Origin of the sequence: Streptomyces sp. NPDC102274, from assembly GCF_044766385.1 — a bacterium.
Classification (GTDB): Bacteria; Actinomycetota; Actinomycetes; order Streptomycetales; family Streptomycetaceae; genus Streptomyces.
Map to the genome: position 1 here is coordinate 324,286 of NZ_JBIWLW010000005.1, position 19,618 is coordinate 343,903.

Below are 19,618 nucleotides of genomic sequence, written 5' to 3' on the forward strand. Positions count from 1 at the left end.
AGCCACCTCAGGCGCGGGAGCAGCGGTCTTACGAGTCGCACGGCGACGCGCACGCGGCGCGGCCACCGGCTCCTCCGTCACACCCACACCGTCGCTCGCGGCCGCCCCCGCGGCCTCGGCGGTCGGCGCGGCCTGCGCGACGGTCTCCGTGACGCTCGTGGCGTCCTCGGCCCCGGCGGCAGCGGTGGGCGGTCCCGCCGGGCGGGACGCGGCGCGGCGCCTGCGACGCGGCGGCAGCGTGTCGCTGGGTGAGTTGTTCTCTTCGTTGGTGTCCCCGGGGGTGCCGGGTTCAGTGGGCTCAAGCATGCGGGCGGTTCTCCCGTCACGCTCCCGGGCGCCACGCCTGATTCCGGTCCGGCCGCGGCTCGCGCGCTGCGCGAATGCCGCCGTCCGGGGCGCGGGCGCCGCACGGGAGCTGTTATGTCTGGCTCGCCGGTTCCCTACGCGATGTACGTACGGCCTGGCGAAAGTCTTCTGGTCAGTGCGCCGCCCGACCCAGGTGGCTCCCGAGTCCCAGGGCTGCGCTACAACGACCGCCCTACGCGGTACCCGCACCTTCCGGCGCCTTCGCGGCGGCGGGTCCGGCGGCCTTGGGTGGGGCGGGCCGGGCTGCCTCGCGGTCGGGCGCGAGCGGATCGGTCACCGTTCCGGACTCCTCGTCGAAGAGCCCCTGCGCCAGCCTGGTCACCGCTGCGGGGACCGGCGGCGCCAGGTCGGCCACAGCTCGGAGACCGGACAGGACGTCGTCGGGTCGCACGGCAGGTGTCACGTGCCGAACAACCAGCCGCAGTATCGCACAGGGCCCGTCCCCCGGCCTATCAGGCCGGGACCGAGCCCCCTCCGTACCCGTCTCCGGGACCGCTTCCAGGGCGGCCACGGCCCCCCGTGCGTCGAAGGTCCGCAGACCGTTCTTCGTACGGCGTTCGACCTCGACCGACTCGGCGGCCAGAAAGGCGGCCACGGCCTCTTCCGCCACGCGCGGCTCGACGAGGTCCAACCGCAGCTCCCATACGGAAGCGGTGAGCCGGTCGGCGAGCCCCGACGTACGTACCTCGACAGCGTCGATGATGTCCAGGCCGACCGGCAGCGACTCGTCGAGCAGGTCACGCAGCTTGTCCGGGTCGCACACCTCCACCAGGGCGATCTCCAGGAACTCGGCCTCGCTGCCCGTGCCGGTGGGTGCGGCATTGGCGTACGACACCTTCGGATGCGGGGTGAAGCCCGCCGAGTACGCCATGGGCACCTCGGCACGGCGTAGCGCCCGCTCGAAGGCGCGCTGGAAGTCACGGTGGCTGGTGAACCGGAGGCGGCCGCGCTTGGTGTAGCGCAGTCGGATGCGCTGCACCGCCGGTGCGGGCGGCGGGCCTTCGGGCTGTCGCTTGCCCAGTGGTTCTTCTCCTCGGTGCGGGCGGTACGCGGTGACGCGCCGCCCTCGGACGTGGGGGTGGCCCCGGATCCCGGTTCGCCCCCGCTTTCGCGGGGAGATCTCGGGTGCGGGGTCCGCGCCGGGGACGATCGTTGTACTACCCAGAGTACGCGTACGGCCCTCCCACAGTTCCCCGCCCTCGGGCGGACAGGCTCCCGCCCACCGGGGCCCACGGGGCGGGACGATTCAGACGCCCGTCGGAATCCAGTAACGGAGCTTCCCGCCGCGCTGGTCCTCCAGCACCCCGCCGGCCGCCTCGATCACCTTCCGCGACGGAACATTGGTGGTGTCACAGGTGACGAGGACCGATTCGAGGCCGAGGGCACGGGCGACGGGCAGTGACGCGGCGAGCATCGCGGTCGCATGGCCCTGCCGGCGCGCGGTGGGACGTACGGCATAGCCGATATGGCCGCCCAGCTCACGCAGGAACGGGTTGAGCCGGTGGCGGATGGCGAGACGTCCCAGAAAGGTTTCGCCCTCGACGTACCAGAGGGTGGTGTTGGGCACCCATCCCTCTATGCGCGGGGTCTCCTCCAGCGGCTCGGCGTTGAGCCGCTCCACATACGTGGCGAAGACCTCGGGCCGGTGCCAGGTCCCGCCGAACTCCTCCATCTCGTGCAGGAGCAACGAGCGCTCGTCCGCGCCCTCTTCGACGAACTCCTTCATGGCGTCCAGGAAGGAGGCATGCATCCGGATGTCAGGGGCGAGAAGCTTCGGCATCAGCCCATTGTGCAGGCGAGCGGGCCCGATCCGGCCACGGACGAACGGCGGCCGGGCACGCCGTCCGTTCCGCCGTCCGCGGTCCACGGAACGCCGAGCTTGTTCGGCGGCGAGAGCTTCGCCCGGCTACCGCGATGTCCCGCTCGCCCGTCCGGTGGCCGGGTTTCCGTACGCCGTCGGCTCCCCCGTGGGATCGGCCGGTTCCGGGTCAGTGGCCAGGCGGGCGTGCAAGTGCTCGTCGTGGTACGCCCTGTCGCCGAAGAGGTGCGAGTCCCGCAGGGTGCCTTCGGGCCGGTAGCCGCAGCGGCGGGCCACGTGGCAGGAGGCCTCGTTGTCGACAGCGTGGGCTATCTCGATCCGGCGGGCATCGGCCGTCCGGAAGGCCCAGCTGGTGACCGCCCTCGTCGCGCGGGTGGCCACGCCCCGTCCGCGGGCGGCCGGCAGCGTCCAGTAGCCGATCATCGCGAGGCCGTCCGCGCGGTCGACCCAGCGCAGGGTGACGCTGCCCAGCAGGGCGCCGTCGGTCGCGGTCAGCGCGGCGAAGGAGGCGCCGGCGCCTCGGTCCCAGCCTCCGTCCCGAGATTCCAGCCATGCCAGGGCGTCGCCGCGGTCGGCTGTCGCGAGAGGGTTCCAGAGGGCGATCAGCGGGTCCGCCGCGGCGGCGATCAGGCCCTCCAGCATCGTGTCCCGCTCGGCGGCCTCCCGGCCCCACGGCTGTAGCAGCACATCACCCAGGTCGAGCGTGGTGCGGACGAACGTCCGCCTGTCGGCGGGGTTCTCGGGGGCAGGAGGGGGCGCGGAGAAACTCATGGCGCCCTTCCTACCCCGGCCGTCAGGCCGGGCACCAGCTATTTCCGCCCAGCCCTCAGCTCCTCCACGGTGCGCCGCGACGCACCGCTCACGTCAGTGAGCGTGTCCGCTGGTCGCCACGTCCCTCTTGACCGTCAGCGGCAGCAGCTTCTTGCCCGTCGGGCCGATCTGGATCTCGGTGTCCATCTGCGGGCAGACACCGCAGTCGAAGCACGGCGTCCAGCGGCAGTCCTCGACCTCGGTCTCGTCGAGCGCGTCCTGCCAGTCCTCCCAGAGCCAGTCCTTGTCGAGACCGGAGTCCAGGTGGTCCCAGGGCAGGACCTCCTCGTACGTACGCTCGCGCGTCGTGTACCAGGCGACGTCCACGCCGAGCTCCGGCAGCGTCCTCTCCGCGCAGGCCATCCAGCGGTCGTACGAGAAGTGCTCACGCCAGCCGTCGAACCGCCCGCCGTCCTCGTACACCGCGCGGATGACCGCGCCGACGCGCCGGTCGCCGCGCGAGAGCAGGCCCTCGACGATGCCGGGCTTGCCGTCGTGGTAGCGGAACCCGATGGAGCGGCCGTACTTCTTGTCGCCCCGGATCTTGTCGCGGAGCTTCTCCAGACGGGCGTCGGTCTCCTCGGCGCCGAGCTGCGGCGCCCACTGGAACGGGGTGTGCGGCTTGGGCACGAACCCGCCGATCGAGACCGTGCAGCGGATGTCGTTCTGGCCGGACACCTTGCGGCCCTCGGCGATGACCTTGACCGCCATGTCGCCGATCTGGAGGACGTCCTCGTCGGTCTCGGTGGGCAGACCGCACATGAAGTACAGCTTCACCTGCCGCCAGCCGTTGCCGTACGCGGTGGAGACCGTACGGATCAGGTCCTCCTCCGAGACCATCTTGTTGATGACCTTGCGCAGCCGCTCGGAACCGCCCTCGGGCGCGAAGGTCAGACCGGACCTGCGGCCGTTCCTGGTCAGCTCGTTGGCCAGATCGACATTGAACGCGTCGACGCGGGTGGACGGGAGGGACAGGCCGACCTTGTCCTCCTCGTAGCGGTCCGCGAGCCCCTTGGCGATGTCGCCGATCTCGCTGTGGTCGGCGGAGGAGAGCGAGAGCAGACCGACCTCCTCGAAGCCGGTCGCCTTCAGCCCCTTCTCGACCATCTCGCCGATTCCGGTGATGCTGCGCTCGCGCACCGGGCGGGTGATCATGCCCGCCTGGCAGAACCGGCAGCCGCGCGTGCAGCCGCGGAAGATCTCCACGGACATCCGCTCGTGGACGGTCTCGGCGAGCGGGACGAGCGGCTGCTTCGGGTACGGCCATTCGTCGAGGTCCATCACGGTGTGCTTGGACACCCGCCACGGGACACCGGACTTGTTCGGTACGACACGCGCGATACGGCCGTCCGGGAGGTACTCGACGTCGTAGAAGCCGGGGACGTACACCCCGCCGGTCTTCGCGAGCCGGAAGAGGACCTCCTCGCGACCGCCGGGGCGGCCCTCCGCCTTCCAGGCCCGGATGATCTCGGTGATCTCCAGCACCGCCTGCTCGCCGTCGCCGATGACCGCGCAGTCGATGAACTCCGCGATCGGCTCGGGGTTGAAGGCGGCGTGGCCGCCGGCGAGCACGATGGGGTGGTCGACGGTACGGTCCCGGGCCGCGAGCGGGATGCCCGCGAGGTCCAGGGCGGTGAGCATGTTCGTGTAGCCCAGCTCGGTGGAGAAACTCAGCCCGAAGACGTCGAAGGCACCGACCGGCCGGTGGCTGTCCACCGTGAACTGCGGGACCTTGTGCTCGCGCATCAGCTCTTCGAGATCCGGCCAGACGCTGTACGTACGCTCGGCGAGCACGCCCTCGCGCTCGTTCAGTACCTCGTAAAGGATCATGACGCCCTGGTTGGGCAGCCCGACCTCGTAGGCGTCCGGGTACATCAGCGCCCAGCGGACATCGGTGGAGTCCCACGGCTTGACCGTGGAGTTGAGTTCACCACCGACGTATTGGATCGGCTTCTGCACATGCGGGAGCAGGGCTTCGAGCTGCGGGAAGACCGATTCGGCAGGCATCACGGCGATCTTTCGTGGACTGACAGGGGTGACCATTCAGCCTACCCCGGTGGTCAGCCGGTCAGATCCGCCCGCAATCGGGGGGCGGACGCCTTCTCCCACAGTCCCGGCAACTCCCGCTCACGGCGCTCGCCCAGGGCCTCCTCCTCGCCGTACAGCAGGCCCCAGGTGAACGCGGACTCGCCCGCCGTGTGGGCCTGGACCGCGAGATCACGGAGGGCTTCGCGGGCCACCACGCTGTCCTGGTGGTCGCCGAGCGTGGTCTGGAGGGCCTTCATGCGCTGGGCGAAGCGTTTGGCCGCCTTGCCCAGGGCGGGGCGGGCCGCCTCGGCGGCGTAGCGGGCGCGCTTGGCGGCCTTGCGGGCGTCGTGCATCGCCAGGTCGCGTTCCTTGCCCGGCGCGAGCGCCAGCGCGTGGCCGACCCGGCCGGCCAGCCGCTCGTAGTTCTTGAGGATCGCCCTGGGCAGCACCTTCTCGGCGGGCTGCACCGCGTCAGGCAGCAGCGGCGGCGCGGTGAGCAGTCCGTCGATCGTGTCCAGCAGGGTCAGATACCGCTCGCTGTCGAGTACGGCGACGGTTCTGCTCCGGGACCCGGCCCGCTGGGCGGCGTCCCAGGACCGGAGCCGGCCGCGCACCGGCCCGAGGAGCAGCGTCCTCGGCAGCGCGTCGATCCGGGCGCGCAGCCGCTCGTCGAGGACTTCGTGGTCGCGGTCGACGCCGAGCTCCGCCGCGACCCACTTGAGCTCCTCGGCGACCGGGTCGGTGACGGACCGGTCGAGGATCCTGCGGTACGTACGGAAGGCGGAGCGCATCCGGCGGGTGGCGACGCGCAGTTGGTGCACGGAGTCCGGCAGGTCGCGGCGTACGGCCGGGTCCTGGGTGATGATCGCGTCGGCCTGGTCGCGCAGATAGACCAGGATGTGCTCCCCGGCGCTGCGCGGCCCGCCCCTGGCCGCCCTGGTCCCGGCCTTCCCCGGCTCGCCGGGCGCGGTTTCGGCCAGTGCCCTGCCGAGCTTCGACGCGGCCGACGCCGGGCGCAGTCCGGCCTTGCGGAGCTTCTTCTCCACCGCGTCGAGAATCGCGGGATCGGCGTCGTCGCCCAGTTCCACCTCGACCTCGGTCCAGGAGGCGGTGCCGGCGTCCTCGCCGCCGGTGTCCCCGGTGTCCCCGGTGAGGCGTCGCGCGCGTACGGCGTCCACGCTCACCTCGGCGAGCAGCGTGCCCTCGGCGTCGAGCAGATGGAGGACATCGCGCGAGGTCATCAGCCGTACGACGGGGATGAGCCCGGCGCTCCGCACGCGCGAGCGGACCAGCGCGGCGAGTTCGCCGGGAAGGGTGTCGGCGAGCGGTGCCCGGATCTCGTCGCGGATGCCTGTGGAGACCGGGAACTTCAGATGCCAGCCCTCGTCGCCGCCGCCCGTGCGGCGCCGCAGCGCGACATGGTCCGCGGTGAGGCGCAGATCCGCGGTGTCGTAGTAGACGGCGTCCAGCTCCACGACGCCCCTGGCGCGGACGGACGCGACCCCCTTGACGCCGGTGAGATCCGGCAGTCCGGAGGGCTCGTCGGCGTCGGAGGGCGCGGGAAGTTCGTATTTGCGCTCGATCTCTCGCTTTGTGTCCGCCATGTACCGAATTTAGTCCCAGGGGCGGCCCTTGGGCAGCCCCTGGGACCTGTTGGAGGACATGGCTCAAGCCGTTATCGGCCGCTGCACCCGGATCGATTCGAGCAGTCCGATGGCGATCCACGCCGCGAACATGGCGGTGCCGCCGTAGGACACGAACGGCAGCGGCAGACCCGCCACCGGCATGATCCCGAGCGTCATCCCGATGTTCTCGAAGGACTGGAACGCGAACCAGGCGATGATCCCCGCGGCGACGATCGTGCCGTACAGCTCGGTCGTCTCCCGGGCGATCCGGCAGGCACGCCAGAGGATCACGCCGAGCAGCAGCAGTATCAGCCCCGCGCCGACGAAGCCCAGCTCCTCGCCCGCGACCGTGAAGACGAAGTCGGTCTGCTGCTCGGGCACGAACTGGCCGGTGGTCTGGGAGCCGTGGAAGAGCCCCGTGCCGGTGAGTCCGCCGGAGCCGATGGCGATCCGCGCCTGGTTGGTGTTGTAGCCGACGCCCGCCGGGTCGAGCTCCGGGTTGGCGAAGGCCGCGAAGCGGTTGATCTGGTACTCGTCGAGCACGCCGAGCGCCGCGACCGCGATGGCGCCCGCCGCTCCCGCGCCGACGAGGCCGATGATCCAGCGGTTGGAGGCGCCGGAGGCGAGCAGTACGCCGAGCACGATGACGACCATGACCATCACCGAGCCGAGGTCCGGCATCAGCATGACGATGGCCATCGGGATGACCGCGAGGACGAGGGATTTCGCGACCGTGCGATGGTCCGGATGGATCTGGTCCCCCGCGTCCACCCGGGCCGCCAGCATCACCGCCATGCCCAGGATGATCGTGACCTTCACGAACTCGGAGGGCTGGAGGGTGAAGCCGCCGCCGATCACGATCCAGGCATGGGCGCCGTTGATGGTCGCGCCGAGCGGGGTGAGGACCAGCAGGACAAGGACGACGGAGAGCCCGTAGAGCGCCGGCACCGCCCCACGCAGGATGCGGTGTCCGAGCCAGATCGTGCCGATCATCAGAGCGAACCCGATGCCGGTGTTGAGCAGATGCCGCACGAGGAAGTAGTACGGATCGCCCTGGTTCAGCTGGGTGCGGTTACGGGTCGCCGACCAGACCAGCAGCGACCCGATCAGCGACAGGGCCAGTGCCGAGAAGAGCAGCGGCCAGTCGAGTCTGCGCACCATCGAGTCACGGGCCACGAGCCTGGCCCATGTCCCGCGCTCCGGACCGTATCCGGAGACCGAGAAGCCACTTGTGCCGGCCATCGCTCAGTCCCTCCGCGTGGACGTGGTGGGCGGGCCCGCCAGCGTCTGCTCGTCCGGTGTTTCCTTCACCGGCTCGTACGGCCTGATCTTCGGCGCGTCGATCGAACCGTCCGGCTGGATCTTCGGCAGTTCCTTGCGCGGCTCGGGCATCAGGGCCTTGCCGAGGTCCTGGTCGCCCTTGGCGTTCAGCCCGTACATCGCCTCGTAGATCTTTCGCACGGCGGGCCCCGAGGCCCCGGAACCGGTACCACCCTGGGAGATCGTCATGACGATCGTGTAGTCCTCGGTGTACGAGGCGAACCACGAGGTCGTCTGCTTGCCGTAGACCTCGGCCGTACCCGTCTTGGCGTGCATCGGGATCTTGTCCTGCGGCCAGCCGCCGAATCGCCAGGCGGCGGAACCGGTGGTCGTGACCGCCGCGAGGGCCTTGTCGATCTGCTGAAGTGTCCTCCCCTGCGTCGGCAGCTTGCCGTGGGACTTGGGCGCGATCTCCTCGACCCGCTTGCCGTCGGCGCTGACGATCGCCTTGCCGACCACGGGGTTGTAGAGGGTGCCGCCGTTGGCGATGGCCGAGTAGATGGTGGCCATCTGGATCGGGGTGACGAGCGTGTCGCCCTGGCCGATCGAGTAGTTGACGGAGTCACCGGCGCGCATCCGGTTGCCTTCGAGACAGCCCTCGAAGGCGATCTTCTCGACGTAGGTGCCGTCCTTCTTGCCCTGCTCGCACCAGCTGGCCCTGTTGACCTCCCAGAAGCTCTGCTTCCACTGACGGTCCGGGATACGTCCGGTGACCTCGTTGGGGAGGTCGATGCCGGTCTCCTTGCCGAGGCCGAACTGGTGCGCGGTCTTGTAGAACCAGTCGTTGGGGTGCTTCGGCTTCATGCCGCCGTCTTTCTGCCACTCCTTGTGCGCGATGCCGTAGAAGACGGTGTCGCAGGAGACTTCGAGGGCCTTGCCGAGGGAGATGCTGCCGTAGCCCCTGGACTCGAAGTTCTGGAAGACCTGGCCGCCGACGCTGTACGAACTGGGGCAGGGGTACTTGCCGTTGAAGTCATATCCGGCGTTGACGGCGGCGGTCGACGAGACGACCTTGAAGATCGAGCCGGGGGCGGCCTGGCCCTGGATGGCCCGGTTCAGCAGCGGGAAGTTGGACTTCTTGCCGGTGAGCCTGGCGTACTCCTTGGCGGAGATACCGCCGACCCAGGCGTTGGGGTCGTACGTCGGCTGGGAGGCCATGGCGACGACCCGGCCGGTCTTCGCCTCCATGACCACCGCGGCGCCGGAGTCCGCCTTGTAGTGCTGGCCGGTGTTGCGGTCCATCTCCTTGCGCGCGGCCTTCATCGCCTCGCTCAGCTCGTACTCGGTGACGGCCTGCACTCGCGCGTCTATCGAGGTGACGACATGGGCGCCGGGCTCGGCCTCGTCGTTGCGCGCCTGGCCGATGACGCGGCCGAGGTTGTCGACCTCGTACCGGGTGACTCCCGCCTTGCCGCGCAGCTGCTTGTCGTAGGTGCGCTCCAGGCCGGACCGGCCGACCTGGTCGGAGCGGAGGTACGGCGAGTCGCTGTTCTGGGCCTTGGTGATCTCTTCGTCGGTGACGGGGGAGAGATAGCCGAGTACCTGAGCGGTGTTGGCGAGCCCCGGCGCGGCGTAGCGGCGTACGGCGGTGGGCTCGGCGGTGACGCCGGGGAAGTCCTCGGCGCGCTCACGGATCTGGAGGGCCTGCTGGGTGGTGGCCTCGTCGGTGACCGGGATCGGCTGATAAGGCGAACCGTTCCAGCAGGGCTTGGGGGTCTTCGAGTCGCAGAGCCTGACCTTGTCCATGACGTCCTTGGGCTTCATGTCGAGGACATCGGCGAGCCGGGTCAGGACGGCCACACCCTTGTCCTCCATCTTCATCAGCTCGGTACGGCTGGTGGAGACGACGAGCCGGGTCTCGTTGTCGGCGAGCGGGATCCCGCGGCTGTCGAGGATCGAGCCGCGGACGGCCGGCTGGACGACCTGCTGTACATGGTTGTTCTTGGCCTCGTCCGTGTACTCCTTGCCGTTGCGGACCTGGAGGTACCAGAGCCGGCCGCCGAGGGTGAGGAGAAGCGAGAAGACGAGGACTTGAATGATGATGAGCCGGATCTGGACCCGCGGTGTCCGCCCGGTCTCCGGAATATTGCTCACTGCGATCCCCCACGGACGGTACGGGCGGTACGGCCGGACGGTGCGAGGCCGGCCGTACGCGCGGGCGTCCGCGCGACGGCGGCCGGGTGATGCGGTGTCACAGTCGCTTGACCCCCTTGATACGTCCGGCCCGCGCGGCGCGGTTACGGGCGGCCCTGAGCCGCAGTCCGCCACGCTGGCCGCCGATCCGCAGACCGGTGCCGGTGGAGGCCCAGCCGGCCGCGACATCGGCGCCGCCGCTGCTCTGGGTCTCGGCGAGCGGATCGTTCTCGGCGCGTCTGGCCAGGAACATGATCAGTGGGACGGTGAACGGCGCCAGCAGCAGATCGTAGACAGCGGCGGTGAACAGCAGGCCGGCCAGACCGACATGGCGGGCGGCGGTATCACCGACGAGCGACCCGACCGCCGCGTACAGCAGGGTCGAACCGAGAGCCGCGCCGACAACCACGGCCATCGGCGCGAACGCCGATCTCATCTGGCCCTTCTCGGGGCGGGCGAGTCCGGCCAGATAGCCGATCACGCACAGCACCAGGGCGTAGCGGCCCGCGGCGTGGTCGGCGGGCGGTGCCAGATCGGCGAGCAGTCCGGCGCCGAAGCCAATGAGCGCCCCGCCCACATGGCCGTACACGAAGGCCAGGGCGAGGACGACGAGGAGCATCAGATCGGGAACGGCGCCGGGGAGCTGGAGTCTGGCGAGCACGGACACCTGGATGACGAGGGCGACCACGACCAGCGTGATCGAGAGCAGAATCCGGTTGAAGCGCATGGGGATCAGCCCTACTCCTGGTCGTCTGCTTGGCCGTTGGCGTTGGGATCCGGATTGGCATTCGGATCCGGATTGGCATTCGGATCCGGATTGGCGTTGGCGTCGGGGTTGTCGGTGCCCGCCTCGCCGTTCGCCTCCATGTCGGCGTCGGGCGACGGGGTGACCGTGACGGTGACGGTGGGCGTCGGGGTGGGCTGCGACTTGGGCGGCAGGACCGTGTCGCGCGGGTCCTGCCGGGGAGCCACGACGACGACGCCGACGAGGTCGAGCTTGGTGAACCCGACGAAGGGGCGTACGTACAGCGTCCGGGTCAGATTACCGCCGGACGGGTCGACCTGGACGACCTGACCGACCGGGACGCCGGGCACGAACGGCCGGTCCTTGCTGGACCCGAAGGTGACCAGCCGGTCGCCCTTCTTCACTTTGGCCTTGCCATTGAGGAGCTGGACGGAGAGCGGGCGGTCGCCCTGGCCGGTGGCGAAGCCCAGTTCGTCGCTGCCCTCCATCCGGGTTCCGACGGTGAAGTCCGGGTCATTGGCGAGCAGTACGGTCGCGGTGTCCGGGCCCACGGTCGTGACACGCCCGACAAGTCCGTCACCATTGAGCACGGTCATATCGCGCGCGATGCCGTCTTTGGCCCCGATATCGATGGTGACCGTCCAGGAGAATCCCTGGGCCGCTCCTATGGCGACGACCTCGGCGCCCTTGATTCCGTACTGACCGGCGCCGGCCTTCGCGAGCATCTTGTCCAGTTCGCGTACCCGGCTGCGATTGCGGTCGTCACTGCCGAGCCGCTGTTTCAGCTCGGTGTTCTCCTTCTGGAGCACGGCGATGCGATTGTGCCGCGCGCCGGAATCCCGTACCGCTCCTATGGCATTGCCCACCGGATTGACCGCGGACGCGACACCGTTCTCCACCGGACCGAAGACTGTCGCGGCGGCGTGCCGCGCGCCGTCGACCGGGGAATCCTCGCCACCACGGATATCCACCGTGATCAGTGCGAACGCGATGGCGATCAGCAGCACCAGGAGCAAACGGCTCTCTCGTGTGTCCCTCACGTGCGGCGGCCGTGCCTTCCTCGTAGGAATGATTCTGCGGGTATATCAACGATCCGCCGCGCGGGAGGCCGAGACCCCTGCCGGGGGTCCCCCCGGACCGCGGGTCCAGGGGGACGGGGACTCTTCCGTCACCGGCGGGGCTGAGCGTCCAGCACCTGCTGGAGCGCCTCGAACTCCTCGACACACTTGCCGGATCCGAGTGCCACGGAATCCAGCGGATCCTCGGCGATATGGATCGGCATCCCCGTCTCGCGACGCAGCCGCTCGTCGAGACCGCGCAGCAGGGCGCCGCCGCCGGTGAGCACGATCCCCCGGTCCATCACATCGCCGGACAGCTCGGGCGGGCACTTGTCGAGCGTCGTCTTGACCGCGTCGACGATCGCGTTGACCGGCTCCTCGATGGCCTTGCGCACCTCGGCGGCGGAGATGACCACGGTCTTCGGCAGGCCGGAGACCAGGTCACGCCCGCGGATCTCGGTGTGCTCGTCCTTGTCGAGGTCGTACGCGGAACCGATGGTGATCTTGATGCTCTCGGCGGTCCGCTCGCCGAGGAGCAGTGAGTACTCCTTCTTGATGTGCTGGATGATCGCGTTGTCCAGCTCGTCACCGGCGACCCGGATGGACTGTGCTGTGACGATTCCGCCGAGCGAGATCACGGCGACCTCGGTCGTACCGCCGCCGATGTCCACGACCATGTTGCCGGTGGCCTCGTGGACAGGGAGTCCGGAGCCGATGGCCGCGGCCATGGGCTCCTCGATGATGTGCACTTGGCGCGCGCCGGCCTGGGTGGACGCCTCAATGACGGCGCGGCGCTCGACGCCCGTGATACCGGAGGGCACACAGACGACGACCCGCGGACGCGCCAGATAGCGGCGTTTGTGGATCTTCAGGATGAAGTAGCGCAGCATGCGCTCGGTGATTTCGAAGTCGGCGATAACGCCGTCCTTCAGTGGCCGGACGGCAACGATGTTGCCCGGTGTCCGGCCGATCATCTTCTTCGCCTCGGCGCCGACCGCGAGAATACCGCCGGTGTTGGTGTTGATGGCGACGACGGACGGCTCGTTGAGTACGATCCCCCGGCCTCTGACGTACACCAGCGTGTTGGCGGTCCCGAGGTCGACAGCCATGTCACGGCCGATGAACGACATGTTGTTCCCCATGAGGATGCGTCTGGCCTTCCCAAGCGTTGATGGCTTTTCAGGATGGCGAGGTGGGTGCTGTGGCTTGGAGGTTTCCATCGTAGTGCCGTCGCAAGGACAACGGCGCGGTGGCCCACCTCAGTAAGGGTGACGAAGTGTCGGTCCGATGCGTTCCCGAAAGTGGCCTAGATATGCCCAAAGGCGACCGAATTCCTTCGGTCGCCCCAGGCCATCAGCTCCGTTTGGCTGACGCGCGGTCAGGAAAGCCCCGGGAAGAAGATTTTAAGTTCCCGAATGGCGGACTCCTCCGAGTCCGAAGCGTGGATCAGGTTCTCGCGGACGATGGTTCCGAAGTCCCCCCGGATGGACCCCGGCGCTGCGGCGATCGGGTCAGTCGGACCGGCGAGCGCGCGGACGCCCTCGATGACCCGCTCGCCGTCGACGACCAGAGCGACGACGGGGCCGGAGGCCATGAACTCGACCAGCGGCTCGTAGAAGGGCTTCCCCTTGTGCTCGCCGTAGTGCTGCTCCAGCGTGTCCTGATCGAGCGTGCGCAGTTCCATGGCGCTGATGGTCCAGCCGGCCTTGCGCTCGATACGGCCGACGATCTCGCCGACCAGGCCGCGGCGTACGGCATCGGGCTTGAGCAGGACAAGCGTGCGCTGGCTCACTGTGCGGGCTCCTTCTACTACGGGATGCGGGCCCTCAGAGGCTACAGGGCATATCACACCGTCGGTCACACAGCGTCAGCCTCTGCCGTTGACTGTTCGGCCCAGCGTGCCTTCGCCTCGTCGATCTGCCGTCCGAAGTGGACCGAGGCCCCCCACAGCACCGCGAAGATCGCGCCGAGGACGAACATCGCGGGCACCACGAAACCGCTGGCGACCAGCGCGACCTGGAGCGCCCAGCCGAGCTGGACGCCGCCGGGACGGCTGATCATTCCGCAGAGCAGAACGGACAGCAGCATCGCGATGCCGCAGACCGTCCAGACCGTCCCCACCGACAGATCGTCGGACTTCATGGCAACGAGACCGGCGAAGCCGATCACGAAGAACTCACCGATCAGTGTGGACGCACAGAGCGTACGCATGGGATTCAGCGCCTCCTCAGCAACAGCCGGGCCTCGCCGACCGTGATCACCGAGCCGGTGACCAGGACCCCGGCGCCCGCGAACTCGGACTCCTCCTCGGCGAGCGTGATCGCCGCCTCCAGCGCGTCGTCGAGGCGCGGCTCGACCTGGACCCGGTCGTCCCCGAAGACCTCGACGGCGACGGCCGCCAGCGCGTCCGCGCCCATCGCGCGGAAACTGGAGTTCTGCGTGACGACGACCTCCGTACAGATCGGCTCCAGGGCTTCCAGCACCCCGCGGACGTCCTTGCCGTCGCTGGAACCCACCACACCGATCAGCCGGCTGAAGCCGAACGATTCGGTGACGGCATCGGCCGCGGCACGGGCCCCGGCCGGATTGTGCGCCGCGTCCAGCACCACCGTCGGCGAGCGCCGTACGACCTCGAGACGCCCCGGCGAGGAGACCGAGGCGAACGCCTTGCGGACCGTGTCCATGTCGAGCCGGCGGGCGTGCTGCGCGCCGATCCCGAAGAACGCCTCCACGGCCGCGAGCGCCACCGACGCGTTCTGCGCCTGATGCGCGCCGTACAGCGGGAGGAAGATCTGCTCGTACTCACCGCCGAGACCGCGCAGGGTCAGTTGCTGGCCCCCGACCGCGATCTCACGGGCGACCACACCGAACTCCATGCCCGCGCGGGCGACCGTCGCGTCGACGTCGACGGCCTTCTTCAGCATCACCTGCGCGGCGTCCACCGGCTGCTGCGCCAGGATGACCGTCGCGCCCGGCTTGATGATCCCGGCCTTCTCCACGGCGATCTCGCCGGGGGTGGAGCCGAGCCGGTCCGTGTGGTCCAGATCGATCGGCATGACGACGGCGACGGAGGCGTCGATGACATTCGTCGCGTCCCAGGTGCCGCCCATGCCGACCTCGACCACGGCCACGTCCACCGGAGCGTCCGCGAAGGCGGCGTACGCCATGCCGGTCAGCACCTCGAAGAAGGAGAGCCGGTACTCCTGCGAGCCGTCGACCATCTCGATGTACGGCTTGGTGTCCTCGTACGTCTCGATGAACCGCTCGGCGGAGATCGGGGCGCCGTCCAGACTGATCCGCTCGGTGATGGACTGGACATGCGGGCTCGTATACCGGCCGGTACGCAGATCGAACGCGCCGAGCAGCGCCTCGATCATGCGGGCCGTGGAGGTCTTGCCGTTGGTGCCGGTGATGTGGATCGACGGATAGGTGCGCTGGGGATCGCCCAGCACATCCATCAGACCCTTGATCCTGACGACCGACGGGTCGAGTTTCGTCTCGCCCCAGCGGCTCGCCAGCTCCTGCTCGACGGCGCGCAGCGCCTTGTCCACCTCCGGGTCCTCGGGGCGGGCCGGGACGCCGTCATTCTGCGCGGGCCCGGACTGGGCGCGCAGCGTACGGCTGCCGGCCTCGATCACCGCGAGGTCGGGGTCTCGGTCGGTCGCGGCGTCGACGATCTCATCGAATTCGTCGTACTCGCCGGGCTGGTCGGAAGGACGGTGCTCGCTCACGCGACCAGTCTACGGAGCACCACCGACACCGGTCGCCCCGCGCCCCGCCTCCGAACGGCAGCGAGGCCCCAGGCCTGGTGGCCGGGGCCTCGCCGAGCGGATGTCCGTGGGGTCGGCCGGCTCGTGGATCAGCCCTGGGGCAGGCCCGCCAGCTGCGCGGTCAGCCGCTCGATGTCCGCGTCGGCCTTGGTGAGCCGGCCGCGGATCTTCTCGACCACATTGTCGGGAGCCTTGGCGAGGAACGCCTCGTTGCCGAGCTTCGCCGTCGCCTGTGCCTTCTCCCTCTCCGCGGCGCCGAGGTCCTTCGTCAGGCGCTTGCGCTCCGCCTCGATGTCGATCGTGCCCGACAGGTCGAGCGCGACCGTCGCCCCCTCGACCGGCAGCGTCGCGGTGGCGTGGAAGCCCTCGCCCTCCGGCTGGAGGCGCAGCAGCTGCCGGATGGCCGCCTCGTGCGCGGCCAGCGGCGTACCCGTGAGATCCAGCCGTGCCGGGACCTTCTGGCCGGGCTGGAGCCCCTGGTCGGAGCGGAACCGGCGGACCTCGGTGATCACCTGCTGGAGATGCTCGATCTCCCGCTCGGCCGCCGTGTCACGGAACCCGCTGTCGGCCGGCCAGTCGGCGACGACGACCGACTCCTTGCCGGTGAGCGTGGTCCAGAGCGTCTCGGTGACGAACGGGACGATCGGGTGCAGCAGGCGCAGGGTGACATCGAGGACCTCGCCCAGGACCCGTCCGGAGACCTTCGCCGCCTCGCCGCCGTCGATGAACGTGGTCTTGGAGAGCTCCACGTACCAGTCGAAGACCTCGTCCCAGGCGAAGTGGAAGAGCGCGTCCGACAACTTCGCGAACTGGTAGTCCTCGTAGTACGCGTCGACCTCCGCGACCACGGCGTTCAGCCGCGACAGGATCCACCGGTCGGTGGCGGACATCTCGGCCGCGTCGGGCAGCGGGCCCTCGACGGTCGCGCCGTTCATCATCGCGAAGCGCGTGGCGTTCCAGACCTTGTTGGCGAAGTTCCGGGAGCCCTGGACCCAGTCCTCGCCGATCGGCACGTCGACACCCGGGTTGGCACCACGGGCCAGGGTGAACCGGACCGCGTCGGAGCCGTACGTGTCCATCCAGTCCAGCGGGTTGACCGCGTTGCCGAAGGACTTCGACATCTTCTTGCCGAACTGGTCACGGACCATGCCGTGCAGCACGATCGTGTGGAACGGCGGCGTGCCGTCCATCGCGTACAGACCGAACATCATCATCCGGGCGACCCAGAAGAAGAGGATGTCGTAGCCGGTGATCATGATCGAGTTCGGATAGAACTTCTCGACGCTCGGGGTCTGTTCGGGCCAGCCCAGCGTGGAGAACGGCCACAGCCCCGACGAGAACCACGTGTCCAGGACATCCGTGTCCTGCGTCCAGCCCTCGCCGGTCGGCGCCTCGTCGTCGGGACCGACACAGACGGTCTCGCCGTTCGGCCCGTACCAGACGGGGATGCGGTGGCCCCACCACAGCTGCCGGGAGATGCACCAGTCGTGGAGGTTGTCGACCCAGCCGAAGTAGCGGGACTCCATCTCCTTCGGGTGGATCGTGACGCGGTCGTCGCGGACGGCGTCACCGGCGGCCTTGGCCAGCGGCCCGACCTTGACCCACCACTGGAGCGAGAGGCGCGGCTCGATGGTCGTCTTGCAGCGTGAGCAGTGTCCGACGGAGTGCGTGTACGGGCGCTTCTCGGCGACGATACGGCCCTCGGCCCGCAGCGCGGCGACGATGGCGCTGCGCGCCTCCATCCGGTCGAGCCCCTCGAACGGGCCCGGGACGGTGATCACGGCGCGCTCGTCCATGACCGTGATGTTCGGCAGATCGTGCCGCCGGCCGATCTCGAAGTCGTTCGGGTCGTGCGCGGGCGTCACCTTGACGGCGCCCGTACCGAACTCCGGGTCGACATGGGTGTCCGCGACGACCGGGATCGTACGGTCGGTGAGCGGCAGCGTGATCCGCTTGCCGATGAGGTGCGCGTACCGCTCGTCGTCGGGGTGGACGGCGACGGCCGTGTCACCGAGCATCGTCTCGGCGCGGGTGGTCGCGACGACGACGGAGTCCTCGCCCTCGCCGTACTTCAGCGAGACCAGCTCGCCGTCGTCGTCCTGGTACTCCACCTCGATGTCGGAGATCGCGGTGAGACAGCGCGGACACCAGTTGATGATGCGCTCGGCGCGGTAGATCAGCTCGTCGTCGTAGAGCTTCTTGAAGATCGTCTGGACGGCCTTGGACAGCCCCTCGTCCATGGTGAAGCGCTCACGCGACCAGGCGACACCGTCCCCGAGCCGGCGCATCTGGCCGGAGATCTGCCCGCCGGACTCGGCCTTCCACTTCCAGACGCGCTCGACGAACGCCTCGCGCCCCAGGTCGTGCCGCGACTTGCCCTCCTTGCCCAGCTCGCGCTCGACGACGTTCTGGGTGGCGATGCCCGCGTGGTCCATGCCGGGCTGCCACAGCGTCTCGTAGCCCTGCATGCGCTTGCGGCGGGTGACGGCGTCGATGAGCGTGTGCTCGAAGGCATGCCCGAGGTGCAGGCTGCCGGTGACGTTCGGTGGCGGGATGACGACGGTGAACGGCGGCTTCTCGCTCTTCTCGTCGGCCTCGAAGTAACCGCGGTCCACCCAGCGCTCGTACAGCTTCCCCTCTACCTCGGCCGGAACGTACTGGGTCGGCAGTTCGGGGTTGCTGGCTGGCTGCTGCTGAGTGTTCTCGGTCACGGGCACAGTTTAGAGGTGTCACGGCCCCGTACTGAAACGGGATAGTTCGGTAACGGTGCGGCCCCGGGTGGCCCCGGTCACTGGCTCGTCCGTCAGGATGTTCGGAACGCATAAGCAACTAACAGGGGACAGCAGATGAGTTACAACCAGCCGGGCCCGTACGGCGGGCAGCCTCAGCAGCCCGGACCGTACGGCCAGCCAGGCCCTTACGGCCAGCAGCCCCCGCAGGGGCCGCCGCAGCCCGGTTACGGTTACCCGCAGCAGCCCCCGCAGGGTGTCCCCCCGCAGCCGCCGCAGGGGTACGGCTACCCGCAGCAGCCCGGCCCGTACGGCCAGCAGCCCCAGCAGCCCCCGTACGGCCAGCAGCCCCCCTACGGCGGCGGCCAGTACCCGCCTCCTCCGGGCGAGGCGCCCAAGAAGAAGACGGGCCTGATAGTCGGCGCGTCCGTGCTGGCGCTCGCGGTGATCGCGGGTGGCGCGTACTTCCTGGTGGGCGGCGGCAGCGGCTCGGTCGCGGACGACGGCAAGAAGTACAAGCTGACGACGCCGGAGTCGGTGATCGACGGCGCGTACACGAAGTCCCCGGGGTCCGGAGCGTCGGGCGGCAACACCATGACCAAGAGCGACGCCGAGGAGGCCAAGAAGTGGGGAGTCAACAACCCCACGGCCGTCGGCTCCGGCTATACCGCCGGGAAGGGCACCACACAGAAGACCCTCCAGTTCAACGGCGTCTACGGTCAGATCGACGACCCGGAGAAGGTCATCGATCTGATGTTCGCCGAGTCGAAGAAGAACTCCACCTCGTCCGACGGCAGCGGTGAGAGCATCGAACTCGTCGGCGAGCCGAAGGAGTTCACGCCGGACGGCTTCGACAACGGCGTCATGAAGTGCCAGGAAATGAAGTACAAGATGTCCGAGGACGCCGGTAACAGCTCGCTTCCCGGCTCCTTCACGATGCCGATGTGCATCTGGGGCGACCACAGCACCGTGGTCTACATCGTGTCGAGCGACGCGGCGCAGATCCTCACCGGCAAGAGCATGACCATGGACGAGGCCGCCGCGCAGGCAGCGAAGCTGCGCAACGACGTGCGCGTCGAGATCAAGTAACAGGCATCACGCGTACGGCAGAGGGGGGGGGGGGGGGGGGGGGGGGGGGGGGGGGGGGGGGGGGGGGGGGGGGGGGGGGGGGGGGGGGGGCGGGGGGGGGGCCGCCCCCGGGGGGGGGGGGGGGGT

General features: G+C 69.3%; 16 protein-coding genes. 1 reads left to right on the plus strand and 15 read right to left on the minus strand.

Going from position 1 to position 19,618, the window contains the following annotated elements; genetic code table 11:
• From ACIRQP_RS10005 to ACIRQP_RS10075, 15 genes are all read right to left on the minus strand, one after another.
• A partial coding sequence (locus tag ACIRQP_RS10005; protein ID WP_403886159.1) for a hypothetical protein occupies window positions 1-306 on the minus strand: 306 nt, incomplete at its 3' end.
• Window positions 307-538: 232 nt separating this feature from the next.
• The gene (locus ACIRQP_RS10010; RefSeq protein WP_403886162.1) at window positions 539-1,345 is read right to left on the minus strand and encodes a TIGR03936 family radical SAM-associated protein; all 807 of its coding nucleotides are present in this window, start codon (window positions 1,343-1,345) and stop codon (window positions 539-541) included.
• 267 nt (window positions 1,346-1,612) lie between these two features.
• Complete coding sequence (locus ACIRQP_RS10015) at window positions 1,613-2,146, minus strand: GNAT family N-acetyltransferase (RefSeq protein ID WP_403886165.1); 534 nt, start codon at window positions 2,144-2,146, stop codon at window positions 1,613-1,615.
• A 126-nt stretch (window positions 2,147-2,272) separates the two neighbouring features.
• Window positions 2,273-2,956 (minus strand): GNAT family N-acetyltransferase, encoded by a 684-nt coding sequence (locus ACIRQP_RS10020; RefSeq protein WP_403886168.1) that lies wholly within the window; start codon window positions 2,954-2,956, stop codon window positions 2,273-2,275.
• A 93-nt stretch (window positions 2,957-3,049) separates the two neighbouring features.
• Window positions 3,050-5,002, minus strand: coding sequence for a TIGR03960 family B12-binding radical SAM protein (locus ACIRQP_RS10025; protein ID WP_403886171.1), 1,953 nt, complete (start codon window positions 5,000-5,002; stop codon window positions 3,050-3,052).
• A 53-nt stretch (window positions 5,003-5,055) separates the two neighbouring features.
• Entirely contained in the window at window positions 5,056-6,627 is a 1,572-nt protein-coding gene (locus tag ACIRQP_RS10030; RefSeq protein WP_403886174.1) for a CHAD domain-containing protein, read from the minus strand.
• A 63-nt stretch (window positions 6,628-6,690) separates the two neighbouring features.
• The gene (gene rodA / locus ACIRQP_RS10035; RefSeq protein ID WP_403886177.1) at window positions 6,691-7,890 is read right to left on the minus strand and encodes a rod shape-determining protein RodA; all 1,200 of its coding nucleotides are present in this window, start codon (window positions 7,888-7,890) and stop codon (window positions 6,691-6,693) included.
• 3 nt (window positions 7,891-7,893) lie between these two features.
• Window positions 7,894-10,062, minus strand: coding sequence for a penicillin-binding protein 2 (mrdA, locus tag ACIRQP_RS10040; protein ID WP_403886180.1), 2,169 nt, complete (start codon window positions 10,060-10,062; stop codon window positions 7,894-7,896).
• A gap of 97 nt (window positions 10,063-10,159) precedes the next feature.
• Complete coding sequence (gene mreD / locus ACIRQP_RS10045; RefSeq protein WP_403886183.1) at window positions 10,160-10,828, minus strand: rod shape-determining protein MreD; 669 nt, start codon at window positions 10,826-10,828, stop codon at window positions 10,160-10,162.
• Window positions 10,829-10,839: 11 nt separating this feature from the next.
• A complete protein-coding gene (gene mreC / locus ACIRQP_RS10050) occupies window positions 10,840-11,886 on the minus strand; it encodes a rod shape-determining protein MreC (RefSeq protein WP_403886186.1) in 1,047 nt (348 codons plus the stop codon).
• Between the two features lie 128 nt (window positions 11,887-12,014).
• On the minus strand, window positions 12,015-13,034 hold the full coding sequence (locus tag ACIRQP_RS10055; protein ID WP_030352375.1) for a rod shape-determining protein: 1,020 nt from the start codon (window positions 13,032-13,034) through the stop codon (window positions 12,015-12,017).
• A 248-nt stretch (window positions 13,035-13,282) separates the two neighbouring features.
• Window positions 13,283-13,696, minus strand: coding sequence for a nucleoside-diphosphate kinase (ndk, locus tag ACIRQP_RS10060; RefSeq protein WP_030352376.1), 414 nt, complete (start codon window positions 13,694-13,696; stop codon window positions 13,283-13,285).
• A 65-nt stretch (window positions 13,697-13,761) separates the two neighbouring features.
• The gene (locus ACIRQP_RS10065) at window positions 13,762-14,115 is read right to left on the minus strand and encodes a DUF4233 domain-containing protein (protein ID WP_403886189.1); all 354 of its coding nucleotides are present in this window, start codon (window positions 14,113-14,115) and stop codon (window positions 13,762-13,764) included.
• 5 nt (window positions 14,116-14,120) lie between these two features.
• Complete coding sequence (locus tag ACIRQP_RS10070; RefSeq protein WP_403886192.1) at window positions 14,121-15,635, minus strand: bifunctional folylpolyglutamate synthase/dihydrofolate synthase; 1,515 nt, start codon at window positions 15,633-15,635, stop codon at window positions 14,121-14,123.
• 128 nt (window positions 15,636-15,763) lie between these two features.
• A complete protein-coding gene (locus ACIRQP_RS10075; RefSeq protein ID WP_403886195.1) occupies window positions 15,764-18,385 on the minus strand; it encodes a valine--tRNA ligase in 2,622 nt (873 codons plus the stop codon).
• A gap of 135 nt (window positions 18,386-18,520) precedes the next feature.
• Between ACIRQP_RS10075 and ACIRQP_RS10080 the strand changes: the two genes are divergently transcribed.
• Window positions 18,521-19,492: a hypothetical protein gene (locus ACIRQP_RS10080; RefSeq protein WP_403886198.1), complete on the plus strand. Its 972-nt coding sequence runs from the start codon at window positions 18,521-18,523 to the stop codon at window positions 19,490-19,492.
• Window positions 19,493-19,618: the final 126 nt, after the last annotated feature.

Bases quoted from the DNA above. Each gene is read 5' to 3' on its own strand.
- ACIRQP_RS10020 (WP_403886168.1), bottom strand. From the start codon at position 2,956: ATGAGTTTCTCCGCGCCCCCTCCTGCCCCCGAGAACCCCGCCGACAGG.
- ACIRQP_RS10080 (WP_403886198.1), top strand. From the start codon at position 18,521: ATGAGTTACAACCAGCCGGGCCCGTACGGCGGGCAGCCTCAGCAGCCC.
- ACIRQP_RS10030 (WP_403886174.1), bottom strand. From the start codon at position 6,627: ATGGCGGACACAAAGCGAGAGATCGAGCGCAAATACGAACTTCCCGCG.
- rodA (WP_403886177.1), bottom strand. From the start codon at position 7,890: ATGGCCGGCACAAGTGGCTTCTCGGTCTCCGGATACGGTCCGGAGCGC.
- ACIRQP_RS10025 (WP_403886171.1), bottom strand. From the start codon at position 5,002: ATGCCTGCCGAATCGGTCTTCCCGCAGCTCGAAGCCCTGCTCCCGCAT.
- ACIRQP_RS10015 (WP_403886165.1), bottom strand. From the start codon at position 2,146: ATGCCGAAGCTTCTCGCCCCTGACATCCGGATGCATGCCTCCTTCCTG.
- mreD (WP_403886183.1), bottom strand. From the start codon at position 10,828: ATGCGCTTCAACCGGATTCTGCTCTCGATCACGCTGGTCGTGGTCGCC.
- ACIRQP_RS10055 (WP_030352375.1), bottom strand. From the start codon at position 13,034: ATGTCGTTCATCGGCCGTGACATGGCTGTCGACCTCGGGACCGCCAAC.
- ACIRQP_RS10065 (WP_403886189.1), bottom strand. From the start codon at position 14,115: ATGCGTACGCTCTGTGCGTCCACACTGATCGGTGAGTTCTTCGTGATC.